This window comes from uncultured Rikenella sp. (assembly GCF_910579375.1).
Classification (GTDB): Bacteria; Bacteroidota; Bacteroidia; order Bacteroidales; family Rikenellaceae; genus Rikenella.
The window spans coordinates 1-11,494 of sequence record NZ_CAJTUJ010000057.1 but is presented as its reverse complement, the minus strand read 5'-3'; the positions used below and the strand labels follow the sequence as shown (position 1 = coordinate 11,494).

Here is an 11,494-nt window from a genome sequence, read left to right as displayed (position 1 = left end):
TTTTTTTTTTTTTTTTTTATCTTTGAGATAACCCGAAGATATTTATTTGGGTATAAACGATTTAGAAGAAAATCGCATGAAAGAAGGCAATGAATAAGTAATTTATTTGGTGTTTTAAGCCACTATGTTTTTTACTTATTCAAATAACTATCGGTACAAAGTTACAAAAATCTGGTAAGAACAAAAATCAAAAGGGAATACTATTAGTTTGTTTGATTTCTTCCATAGCGAATATGCTTTGAAGGCACCCTATGCTTTCTTCGGTATTAAGCATTTCAACGATGAAATTCTTATAATGCTCCATACTCTGTGCATATATTTTTAGCATAAAATCATATTCGCCGGAAATGTTATAACATTCCGTTATGTCTTCAATTTTAGAGACGGTTTTAATGAAACGACTTCGGTATTCGCGTGTATGCTGTTTGAGTTTTACATTACAAAAAACGACAAATCCTTTATTGAGTTTCGCATTTGATAGAATAGCAGAGTATCTTCTGATATACCCTTCCTTTTCAAGTCTTTTTATTCTGTCGGCAACAGGTGTTGCTGATAAATTGACAAGTTTTGCCAGTTCTTTTATAGGGCGTTTGGAGTTTTCTTGTAAAAGTTTCAGAAGTTTGATATCGGTGTTGTCAAGTGCAATAGCATCCATTTGTAGTGATTATTCTTTGTATTCAAGTGCAAAATTAGTGATAAATCTTGAAAATTAAACTATTTGCAGTGGGATTATATATCGCAAACCTTGCTTTTTGCTGAATTTAATGATATTGTAGCTGTAAAACAGTGCAAAGTTTGTTTGGACAATATCCGTGAAGTGAAAAACGCTGATTTTAAACCAATTATCTTTTGATATTTCCTGTTTTAGTAATTTTACGCCGAGTTTATTGCTAAAACGCATGGACATGGCACAATATAAAACAGGTACCCAATGTGTACAAGCAGGGTGGAACCCCAAAAATGGAGAGCCTCGTGTTTTGCCGATATATCAAAGCACAACGTTCAAATATGAATCCACCGATCAGATGGCGAGGTTGTTTGACCTCGAAGAAGACGGTTTCTATTATAGCAGACTTCAAAATCCGACAAATGAATATGTTGCGACTAAAATTGCAGAGCTTGAAGGAGGAAATAGTGCAATGCTTACTTCAAGCGGACAGGCTGCATTAACCGGTGGACGAAAGAAGTATGTTGTACGCAAAGATGAGTTTATATTGCTTCAGCGAGCCACGATGGTGCCGCACCTCTGGGAACCGGCATTTTCAAAGTAGGTGGGAATGATGCCGCAAGTCTTCGGGCCAACAAAGAAGCTCACGATTTAGGTTATTCCTGCGAGTTTTATCTCGATGCCAAAGAGAAGAAATATATTGATGAATGTGGTGCAGCAAATTTCTTCGGGATAAAAAACAACACCTAGTATAACGCCTGGATCTACGTCAATTCTTCCGTCAATAACAAATGGCAGCCTCATGACACTCGCCGCTGATATGGGTATGAAGGTTGAACGTCCGGACATGGGTTCTTTCTGTTCTTATAGCTCCGACCTTTGCAACAGACAAAACGACAAAGGATTATGAAAGTAATTATTATCGGAGCAAAAGCCTGTAAGGAACTCGTGGTGCGTATCGAAAAAGTAGAACGAGCTCTTGCAAGTAAGAAACTGCCAAACACTCCGCCGGACGACGATTGGGTGGACGGTAAGACAGTATGCCGGTATCTGGGCATCAGCCCTCGCACGTTGCAGCGGTTGCGGTCGGATCGGGTAATCTCCTATTCGTCTCTGAACCATAAACTCTATTATACATTGGGCGACATCAAACGGGTGTTGCACGAACGTTCCGTGAACCGGCGTAAAGAGTAGGCGGCCATGATGTTGGACAGGGAGTATTTCGACAACTGGATGCAACGTCTCGCCAAGCGGTTGGAGCGTATCGAGGAGTTGTGCACGCCCGCCGCGGAACAGAACCACTCCGTTTTGCCCGACGGCGACAGACTGCTGGACAATTACGACTTGTGCAAGATGCCCAACATCTCGAAACGCACGCTGCAACGGTATCGTACTTCCGGGGATTTGCCCTGCCAGATGATCTATCACAAGACGTTCTATCGCGAATCGGACGTATTGCGGTTCATCGAGCGTAATTTCAGCAATTTCCGCAAACTGAAAAGGAGCGGGAGAATAATTCGTCGGAAAAAGATAATAAAAGCGGCCGTAAATTTGTTGCATTACCAAATATTGGTAACTTTGCGAAAGAGGAGGTGAATTATGAAAACGACATCGGTAGCTTTGGGCGCTTATTTCGAGAACTTCATCCAGTCCACGATTGCACAGGGACGTTATAACAATGCCAGCGAGGTCGTACGCGCCGGTCTGCGGCTTTTGGAGGAGCAGGAAAACAGTGTCGTGGCGTTGAAGAGCGCAATCGACGAGGGCGTGAGAAGCGGCATCGCCGTAGGGTTTGATCCCGAACAACATCTGCGGACGTTGAAAATGCAGCGAAAAAATGGCTGATCTGCTTTTCTCGAATAAGGCTGTCGAAGACCTCACGAACATCTGGAATTACACGGTCGAAACATGGTCTGAGGATCAACCCGACAGGTATTATGCGTTGCTCGTGGCTACCTGCCGTCAAATAGCCGACAGTTTTCGACCGTTGGGCCGGGAGTACGCGGAAATCATGGCCGAATTATGCGGATACCGATCGGGCAAACACATCGTTTTCTATCGGACGGTTTCCGAGAGTGTCGTAGAGATTGTGAGAATCCTGCATGAACGCATGGATTTGAAAATCCGAATCGGAGAGTAAGGTGATTCGGTATAAATAAAAGCCGACGGTCATACCGTCGCAGCGATATGGTTCAACTGCTTGCCTATGAGCTTTGGGTCGGAGGTCTCGAGACCGTCGAGTTTCACGGGATTGCGGTACGAGCCGTCGCTGTTCAGTTGCACACGGGCCTTGAAATGCTCCATGTCCGTGGTTATGCCCTCGATTTTGGCGTCGTTCTTCTTCATGGAGGACAGAATGGTGTCCAGCTTATAGCGGCTCGACGACTTGCCGCGCACTGTCGATAAGGTGGAGCGGCAGGTCGAGCAACGGTAGCTCGAATTCCACATTCGTCTTTTCGCGTGTCGCCTTGATCCATACTGTTCCGTCTTCGGCCGTTTCGAGGTTCGCAGCGGTCAGACGGCACATATCGCCGTAGCTGATGCCCGTATAGCAGGAGAACAAAAACAGATCGCGAACGAAGTAAAGCCTCGGTACAGAAAGCGGCGTATTCATCAGCCGCTGCAACTCCTCGCGCGTAAGATAACGTCGTCTGCGTTCGGGGCGCGGAGGCTCGTAACCGGCGAACGGGTCGGCGGTAATGATTCCTGCGGCGATGGCTTTATTGATGACCGTATGCAGACGCGACATGTAGAGAACGACGGTGTTTGGAGCCAACCTCCGTTCCGTGCGCAGGTATAGGTCGAACTTGTCGATGAACGACCGATCCAAGGCGGAGAACGGAATATCCGACAGCCGCAGCCGCTCCGACAAGAACCGTTCGACGTGTTCGTAGGAGCAATGATAGGTGCGTGCTGAGTAAAACGACTATCTTTGTCGTGAACTCTTGCGAAAAAACCGGCGTTCCTCGAAATACAGAACCGTTTTCGAAGAGAGGAAACAAGGTTTTGCGACCTCCTTACCGACCCGAACAAGGGCAGCGGATAAGTAACGAATCCTTTGCTCAACCTCTCAAAATCCTGCTTTTCGACCTTTTCGCAACTCGACGAGAATCAACGGGTAACATTTCTGTTTCTCAAATACTTAACCTCATTCCTTCCTCTATATAACCTTACTTTCTCCAAAATTCTTCGTATCTTCCGGTCGCTATGCATGTGCCCGATTCCACCTATCCGATTCATATTTACGTCCTTCAGCTCGAAGACGGCTTCTGGTACGTGGGAAAAACGCACCATCCCGATGGACGGTATCGACAACATCTCCACGGAAAGGGGGCCGAATGGACCAAGTTGCACAAGGTCGTCCGGTGCTCGGAGCGGCAGGTTTTCTATGTCGAGACCGAATACGACGAAGATAAGTATGAAAATCGGGTGACGATCGAGTGGATGGAACGCGAAGGCTGGCAACGGGTGAGGGGAGGAAGTTGGTGTGAAGTCTCGGAGGAGAAGACCCTCCGGAAACTGCATCGTTACGGCTATTTCCGCCAGGTCAAAGTCTCGAAGCAGCAGTTCGCGGCACAGGCCCTGGTGCGTTATGTCTTGGAGTTGCGGGATGGAAAATATTTTGTCGGTTATACGCGAGACCTGAAGCGCACGTTGCGAAAACATGAGTACGGAAGGGGGGCCGAGTGGACGAAAAAATACAAACCGGTGGGGCTGGTGCAGGCCGATCCGTTCGAAACGCCTATGGGCAGTGTCCGAAATCGGCGGGATGTCGATCCGCTGGTGATCGAATGTTTCGGGCGGTACGGATACGAAAATGTACGGGGCGGGTCATTCTCGGCGGTGGACGAGGACGACCATCTCGAAGCCTTGATCCGATACGGCGTTGCGCTCGATTGACGGGGAGACGTCTTGGATGCTGAATAAATTGGGAGTGTCGAAGTGAAAATAGTTGTACGAATGGGAGTTGTCTTATTGGGGCTGGTGGCGATTGCGGGGATAGCGGCGGTCGTGTTTCTCAACCGGCCGCAGTTCGGTCGGCTGCCGCGCGGCGAACGGAAGGAACGGATCGAGAGGTCGCCGAATTTCCGGGACGGGGAGTTTCGGAACCGGCAGGTGACGGTGATGATGGCGTCGAAGGGGGAATGGTGGAGGACGGTGTGGAAGTTCCTCTTTCGGGAGGATGCGGCGGGGGTGAGGCCGACGGAACCGATGGAAGTGACGCGAACCGATCTGAAAGCGTTGGATGCGAACCAAGAGTTGCTGGTGTGGTTCGGGCATTCGTCCTATCTGGTGCAGACGGCCGGGCGGCGGATACTGGTCGATCCGGTCTTTTGCCGGGCTGCGCCGGTCTCGTTCGTCAACCGTCCGTTTGCGGCTACGGATGCGTATGCGCCGGAGGATATGCCGAGGATCGACTATCTGGTCATTACGCATGACCATTGGGATCATTTGGATTACGAGACGGTGGTGCGACTCCGCGAGCGGGTCGGGCGGGTGGTCTGTCCGTTGGGGGTGGGCGAGCATTTCGAATATTGGGGGTTCGAACCGGAACGGATCGTCGAACTGGACTGGGACGAGGAGGCGATGACGGAGGAGGAATTCAGGGTGGTTTGTCTGCCGACGCGTCACTTCTCGGGACGCGGCTTGCGGCGGAACCGGACGCTGTGGGCTTCGTTTCTGATCGATTCGCCGAAGCAGCGCATCTACATCGGAGGGGATGGCGGATACGACGATCGGTTTGCGGAGATCGGACGCCGGTTTCCGGGTATCACGCTGGCGATGCTCGAAAACGGTCAGTACAACGAGGCGTGGCGGTATATTCACACGATGCCGGAGTATTTGGGACGTGCGGCGAGGGAGCTGGGGGCGGAACGGATCGTGACGGTGCATCACTCGAAGTATGCGCTGGCGCGGCATGCGTGGGATGAGCCGCTGGAGCATGCGCGGAGGTTGGCGGAGCGGGATTCGTTGCCGGTCGTGATGCCGGGGATCGGAGAGGTGGTGAGGCTGGGCAACTGAATCGAGTGTTGAGGTTTTCGATGCTTGGGGGTATCGGAAAAGGGAAAAATATTTGGCGTAATCGAAAATAGGTGTTATTTTTGCTGCTGGATTTGCAGCGGGGGATCGAGGAGAATATCCATTGGGTAGGGACAGGGCGGACATATTATTGCGGAAATAGCTCAGTTGGTAGGGCACAACCTTGCCCGAAACGGCGGTTCAGCCGTTTCCGAGAGGCGTTTCCAACCGCGGCAAGGGATAGGGGCGAAACATATAATTGCGGGAATAGCTCAGTTGGTAGGGCACAACCTTGCCCGAAACGGCGGTTCAGCCGTTTCCGAGAGACACTTTCAACCGCGGCGAGGGCAAGAGGAGAGAACATACTTATATTGCGGAAATAGCTCAGTTGGTAGAGCACAACCTTGCCAAGGTTGGGGTCGCGAGTTCGAGTCTCGTTTTCCGCTCGGAGACGGACAGCTTTTATGAGCTGTCCGTTTTTTTTGTTTGGAGGAGGGCGGAGGCTTTGGAGAACATAGACCTGGGTCTCCTTTGAAGGGTTCGGGAGAGAGAGGTTCCGGCGCGCAACGTGGGCTCGGAGTACGTTTCCCGCTTAGGACGTCTGATAATCGCACTGATTATCAGACGTTTTTGTTGCGAGATTGTAACAAGCGCAGGTTGTTGTTCTTTCAAACGGGCGGTCGAAATTTTGCCGCGGAACCGGGCGGGTATGGCACAGTATTTGGAACGTATCAGGGCGTCCTCCACAATAGGAGAACGAAGTATTTAAATAACTCATTCAAAAACATTCTAATCATGAAAAAGTTCCCGATGCTCAAAAATGATGTGATCGACACGCCTATCTTCGGTTCGAACGAAGAACAACGCGTGGCTCCGAAAACAGAGATAACCAAGGAGGGTACGGCGGAGGATATCGCCTATCAGATCGTTCATGACGAAGCGATGCTCGACGGGAACTCCCGCCTGAATCTCGCTACGTTCGTCACTACCTGGATGGATGACAGCGCACGTCGAATCATGTCCGAAACCATGGACAAAAACATGATCGACAAAACGGAATATCCGCAAACGGCCGAAATCGAACGCCGGTGTGTGAATATGATCGCTAAGCTGTGGAACTCGCCGGAGGCGGACGGTAAACAGTACTGTATGGGTACCAGTACCGTGGGGTCGTCGGAGGCGTGTATGCTCGGGGCGCTGTCGGCACTGTTCCGTTGGAAAAAACGGCGCCAGGCGGCTGGAAAACCGACCGACAAACCCAATTTCGTGATCTCGTCCTGCTTCCAGGTGGTGTGGGAAAAGTTCGCTATCTACTGGGATGTCGAAATGCGGCAGGTGCCGATTACGGCGGAGCACATCACGCTCGATCCGGAACAGGTCGTCAAACTCTGCGACGAAAATACCATCTGTGTGGTGCCGATCCAGGGGGTGACGATCACGGGGCTGAACGACGATGTGAAGGCGCTCAACGATGCGATCGACAAACTCAATACGGAGAACGGGTGGGAAATCTGTATCCACGTCGATGCGGCGACGGGCGGATTCATCCTGCCGTTCATCTATCCGGAGGTCGAGTGGGATTTCAGGCTCAAATGGGTGCTCTCGATCAGTACGTCGGGGCATAAGTTCGGGCTGGTCTATCCGGGGCTCGGATGGGTGATTTGGAAAGACAAGTCGTATCTGCCGAAGGAGATGAATTTCGCGGTCAATTATCTGGGGGCAGAGGTGCCGAGCATCTCGATCAACTTCTCGAGGCCGGGGAATCAGGTGTTGGCGCAGTACTATCAGTTGATCCGGCTCGGGTGGAACGGTTATCACGATGTACAGGCCAGCTCGCTGAATGTCTGTCTCTACCTGCGGGAAGAGCTCCGAAAGATGGGGATTTTCGAATTCTTCTCGGATGAGATGCCGAACCCGCTCTTTATCTGGAAACTGAAGGAGGATCCGAATCGGAAATGGACGCTGTACGATTTGTCGGATCGGCTGCATATCCAGGGCTGGCAGGTGCCGGCTTATACGATGCCGGCCGATATGGAGGATGTCATCATCATGCGGATCGTGGCGCGGCAGGGGGTTGGGATCGATTTGGCGGATTTGCTGATGAAGGATATCAAGGCGTGTGTGGCTCAGCTCGATGCATTGGAGAACCCGACAAACAGTGCGGAGGAGTGGGCTAAGAAGCGGCGGTGCTTCAACCATATCCGTTAGGTGAGGTTCCGGAGTTTTCCGACCGAATGAATGAGAACCGCCTTATGTCCGGCTGATTGGGCTATAAGGCGGTTCTTTTGGTGCGGGGCCGGTGTTTTTCTTCGGGGGGGGTACAAGGTGTCGTTTTCGGTCGTATTTTTGATACGCTATTTTTCTCAATCAAAAGAATTCGTTATGGACAAGGTTGTTTTGAATTGGCAGGGGGGGATGCAGTATGATGCGCATATCGGCGAACACACGATTGTGGTGGATGCGTCGGAAGAGATGGGGGGTATGAATCTGGGGGCGCGGCCGAAGCCGTTGTTGCTGGTGGCGTTGGCGGGGTGTACGGGGATGGATATCGCTTCGTTGGCGCGCAAAATGAGGGTCGATTTCACGCGGATCGAGATCGAGGCGGAGGCGGATAAAACGGAGGAGGTGCCGTCGCTGTACACGGCGATGAGGTTGAGGTATCGGTTCGAAGGGGAGGGGATAGAGCCGGCCAAACCGCTGAAAATGGTGGCGTTGTCGCAACAGCGTTATTGCGGGGTGTCGGATATGTTGCGTCGGGTGGCGCCGATCTCGATCGAGGTCTATCTCAATGGGGAGCGGATCGATGAGCGGGATGTGATGTCGATGGAGTTGTAGCTTTTTTGCACGCGGGGTGGAGTATGGGGCGTGGCTTTGAGCGGAGTATTGGGCTTTACTTTTGGCTGTGCTTGGGGTTTGGATTTGGGGCTGAACTTTTGCGACTCGCAGAGTCGCGCAGTTCGCCGCTACCCCAAGCGGCGGACTGCAACTCGTCGGGGCTCGTTGCACTCCCCGCTGGCAGCGAACTGTTGTCGCGTATAGAACGAATGGGCTGTGCTTTTGCGGTTCGTAGAACCGCCGGACTTGTCGCTGAATTTAGCCGATTTGGGCGGTGCTGGTGGCGGAGTTTTTGCGACCCAACAGGTCGCGCGGGCCGAAGCCTCCCGCCGCGGAGGCCCGCAACTAACGTTGCAGTGGGCCCCGCAGGCTTCGGCCGCCAAGATCAAACTAAAGTAGGGTAGAGACTGGCAGGTATTGGGGCAGTTTTAGGGTAGAGGCGGCCAGTAGAACGCCCTTTGGGCGCGTTTATTCTGAGAGGCAACGCAACGGAAGACCGTGGGCGCGATGGTTTTTGCTGTCGGGGTTGAGTATGGTCGGGTCGAAACTCAAAAACAAGCTTTGGGAGCCGATGACGGTTGAAGAGTAGCAAAATCCATGACAACCCATGTTCCACAGGTTGCCTGTCGTAGGTGCGCGGAAGCCCGGTTCGAATGCCGAGCGGTACCGTTTATTCCGAGAGGCACCGCAACTGAAGACCGTGAGCCCGACCGCTCGAATTGCTCGGATAGAGTGAAGTTATGGCGAGGTCAAAATATTGACCGTAAATGTCGTTCGTGGCGGAAGACCAGCTGAATCCGCTGCTACCTGTATTGCTTAGCGTTCCTACATAATAGCCGCGGAAGCCCGGGGCGGTCTGACCCGTTTATTCCGAGAGGCACCGCAACGGAAAACCGTAGCCGCGATAGTCCACGCTGCTGGGATTGAGGTACTGCGTGCCGAAGTTCAAGAACACGCCGCTGGGTTCTCTGGCTGAGGAAAGCCAACTGTAACCGCTGCCGCCAATGCCGCCCGGTGTGCCCGAGCTGTAGCTACGGTTGCCCGGGGCGGAAAGCGGAGATTTGGACGATGTGTCGGCAGAGCCCGAGAGAGGGCACAGAGGAAAGATGGAAAGTAAAAAAATCAGAAAGCGCGTTTCTCCAGAACAAAGAGAAATGCGCTTTCTGAAAATATAGAAGGGCTCAAAAATAGGAGGCTAATCTTGTCTGCTGTAGTTGGGCGCTTCGCGCGTAATCGTCACGTCGTGCGGATGGCTCTCCTGCATTCCCGATGCGGTGATCCGAACGAATTTTGCGCCTTTCAAAGCTTCGATGTCTTTCGCGCCGCAGTAGCCCATGCCGGCGCGCAAACCGCCGATAATCTGATAAATCACTTCGGCGAGCTGTCCTTTATACGGCACGCGGGCAGCGATCCCTTCCGGCACCAGCTTCTTCACGTCGTCTTCGGCGTCCTGGAAGTAGCGGTCTTTCGACCCTTTTTGCATGGCTTCCAACGAGCCCATGCCGCGGTAGGTCTTGAATTTACGACCGTTGTAGATAATGGTCTCTCCGGGAGACTCTTCCACGCCGGCGAACATCGAACCGGCCATCACGCAGTCTGCGCCGGCGGCAATTGCCTTGACGATATCTCCCGTATACCGAATCCCTCCGTCCGCAATCACCGGAACGTCGCTGCCTTTCAAGGCCGATGCCACGTCGTAGACGGCATTGAGCTGCGGTACGCCGACGCCGGCGATGATCCGGGTGGTGCAGATCGAACCGGGCCCGATGCCGACTTTCACGCCGTCGGCTCCTGCGGCTACGAGCATCTTGGCGGCCTCTGCGGTGGCGATATTCCCGACAACGACGTCCAGATCGGGGTATTTCGCTTTTACTTCCTTGAGCTTTTCGACTACGCCGCGCGAGTGTCCGTGTGCGGTGTCGATCACTATGGCGTCTGCGCCGGCTTCATAGAGTGCCGCGACGCGTTCCATGGTGTCGTGGGTGACGCCGACGCCTGCCGCTACGCGCAACCGTCCTTTGGAGTCTTTCGCTGCGTTCGGGTTGTCCTGTACTTTCGTAATGTCTTTGTAGGTGAGCAGGCCGACGAGTTTCCCGTTGTCATCGATCACGGGCAGTTTCTCGATTTTGTTGTTGAGCAGGATCTTGGCGGCTTCGCTCAGGTCCGGATTGTGGGTCGTCACGAGGTTGTCTTTGGTCATCACGTCCTTGATGCGCTTGGCGGCGTCGGTCTGGAACCGCAGGTCGCGGTTGGTGACGATCCCGATGAGTTTGCGGTCGTCGTCGATCACCGGTATCCCGCCGATTTTGTTGTCGTGCATCAGGGTTTTGGCTTCGCCGACGGTGCCGTCTGCTTTGATGGTGATCGGGTCGTAGATCATCCCGTTTTCTGCCCGTTTCACTTTGCGCACCTGATGGGCTTGGGCTTCGATGGGCATGTTCTTATGGATGACACCGATCCCGCCCTGACGGGCGATGGCGATGGCGAGTTCCGCTTCGGTCACGGTATCCATGGCGGCCGAAACGATCGGGGTGTTGATGGGCACGTGGCGTGAAAATCGTGAAGCGACTTTGACTTCGCGCGGCAGGACTTCGGAGTAGGCGGGAACGAGAAGCACGTCGTCGAATGTGAGGCCTTCGGCGACGATTTTTTCATCTATGAACGACATAATGGGTACCGGTTAATAAATTTTAGCAAAGGTAATGCTTTTTGTCGAAATGTGGGGCGGTTTAGCGGAAAAAGGGGGCGAGTTTTTCCAATAGGGCTTGCGGTGGGCGGCAGGCGGTCTTGGTGTCGGCGTGCATGAAGGCGAGGGTCACGGAGCCGGTGGTGATTCGTTCGCCGTTTTCGCGGAAGACTTCGTAGTCGAATCGGATCTTCACGCCGGGAAGCTCGCGCAGGGTGGTGCGGACGGTGAGCCGGTCGTCGTAATAGGCTGGATTTTTGTAGTTTACTTCGACTTTCAGCACGGGG

General features: G+C 52.7%; 12 protein-coding genes, 1 tRNA gene and 3 pseudogenes. 11 read left to right on the top strand and 5 right to left on the bottom strand.

Going from position 1 to position 11,494, the window contains the following annotated elements:
• Positions 1-187: 187 nt before the first annotated feature.
• Entirely contained in the window at positions 188-655 is a 468-nt protein-coding gene (locus QZ302_RS06200; RefSeq protein ID WP_294593683.1) for an Lrp/AsnC family transcriptional regulator, read from the bottom strand.
• 250 nt (positions 656-905) lie between these two features.
• Between QZ302_RS06200 and QZ302_RS06195 the strand changes: the two are divergent.
• From QZ302_RS06195 to QZ302_RS06170, 6 genes and pseudogenes are all read left to right on the top strand, one after another.
• Positions 906-1,166 (top strand): annotated as a pseudogene (locus tag QZ302_RS06195) (PLP-dependent transferase); the annotation flags it as partial.
• Between the two features lie 71 nt (positions 1,167-1,237).
• A pseudogene (locus QZ302_RS06190) lies at positions 1,238-1,508 on the top strand (aminotransferase class IV); the annotation flags it as partial.
• Positions 1,509-1,573: 65 nt separating this feature from the next.
• Positions 1,574-1,861 carry a helix-turn-helix domain-containing protein gene (locus QZ302_RS06185; protein ID WP_294593681.1) on the top strand — a complete coding sequence of 96 codons (288 nt, stop codon included), beginning with the start codon at positions 1,574-1,576 and terminating at the stop codon, positions 1,859-1,861.
• 6 nt (positions 1,862-1,867) lie between these two features.
• Positions 1,868-2,263 carry a helix-turn-helix domain-containing protein gene (locus QZ302_RS06180; protein ID WP_294593679.1) on the top strand — a complete coding sequence of 132 codons (396 nt, stop codon included), beginning with the start codon at positions 1,868-1,870 and terminating at the stop codon, positions 2,261-2,263.
• Positions 2,264-2,266: 3 nt separating this feature from the next.
• Positions 2,267-2,512 carry a type II toxin-antitoxin system ParD family antitoxin gene (locus tag QZ302_RS06175; RefSeq protein ID WP_160656701.1) on the top strand — a complete coding sequence of 82 codons (246 nt, stop codon included), beginning with the start codon at positions 2,267-2,269 and terminating at the stop codon, positions 2,510-2,512.
• Positions 2,505-2,807, top strand: a complete 303-nt coding sequence (locus tag QZ302_RS06170; protein ID WP_294593676.1) for a type II toxin-antitoxin system RelE/ParE family toxin — start codon at positions 2,505-2,507, stop codon at positions 2,805-2,807. The genes QZ302_RS06175 and QZ302_RS06170 overlap by 8 nt, the downstream gene beginning before the upstream one ends.
• Positions 2,808-2,836: 29 nt before the next feature.
• On the opposite strand, the gene QZ302_RS06165 is transcribed toward QZ302_RS06170, so the two are convergent.
• Positions 2,837-3,013 (bottom strand): hypothetical protein, encoded by a 177-nt coding sequence (locus QZ302_RS06165; protein ID WP_294593674.1) that lies wholly within the window; start codon positions 3,011-3,013, stop codon positions 2,837-2,839.
• Between the two features lie 52 nt (positions 3,014-3,065).
• Positions 3,066-3,584 (bottom strand): annotated as a pseudogene (locus tag QZ302_RS06160) (site-specific integrase); the annotation flags it as partial.
• A 290-nt stretch (positions 3,585-3,874) separates the two neighbouring features.
• On the opposite strand from QZ302_RS06160, the gene QZ302_RS06155 reads away from it, so the two are divergent.
• The 5 genes from QZ302_RS06155 to QZ302_RS06135 all read left to right on the top strand — a co-directional run bounded on the left by QZ302_RS06155 (position 3,875) and on the right by QZ302_RS06135 (position 8,521).
• Positions 3,875-4,567: a GIY-YIG nuclease family protein gene (locus QZ302_RS06155; RefSeq protein ID WP_294593672.1), complete on the top strand. Its 693-nt coding sequence runs from the start codon at positions 3,875-3,877 to the stop codon at positions 4,565-4,567.
• Between the two features lie 60 nt (positions 4,568-4,627).
• The gene (locus QZ302_RS06150; protein WP_294593670.1) at positions 4,628-5,689 is read left to right on the top strand and encodes an MBL fold metallo-hydrolase; all 1,062 of its coding nucleotides are present in this window, start codon (positions 4,628-4,630) and stop codon (positions 5,687-5,689) included.
• Between the two features lie 370 nt (positions 5,690-6,059).
• Positions 6,060-6,132, top strand: a tRNA-Gly gene (locus tag QZ302_RS06145).
• Between the two features lie 349 nt (positions 6,133-6,481).
• A complete protein-coding gene (locus QZ302_RS06140; protein ID WP_294593668.1) occupies positions 6,482-7,894 on the top strand; it encodes a glutamate decarboxylase in 1,413 nt (470 codons plus the stop codon).
• 174 nt (positions 7,895-8,068) lie between these two features.
• A complete protein-coding gene (locus QZ302_RS06135; RefSeq protein WP_294593666.1) occupies positions 8,069-8,521 on the top strand; it encodes an OsmC family protein in 453 nt (150 codons plus the stop codon).
• A gap of 1,195 nt (positions 8,522-9,716) precedes the next feature.
• Here the strand turns inward: QZ302_RS06135 and guaB are convergent.
• A complete protein-coding gene (gene guaB / locus QZ302_RS06130) occupies positions 9,717-11,189 on the bottom strand; it encodes an IMP dehydrogenase (protein ID WP_294593664.1) in 1,473 nt (490 codons plus the stop codon).
• 61 nt (positions 11,190-11,250) lie between these two features.
• A partial coding sequence (locus QZ302_RS06125) for a thioesterase family protein (protein WP_294593662.1) occupies positions 11,251-11,494 on the bottom strand: 244 nt, incomplete at its 5' end.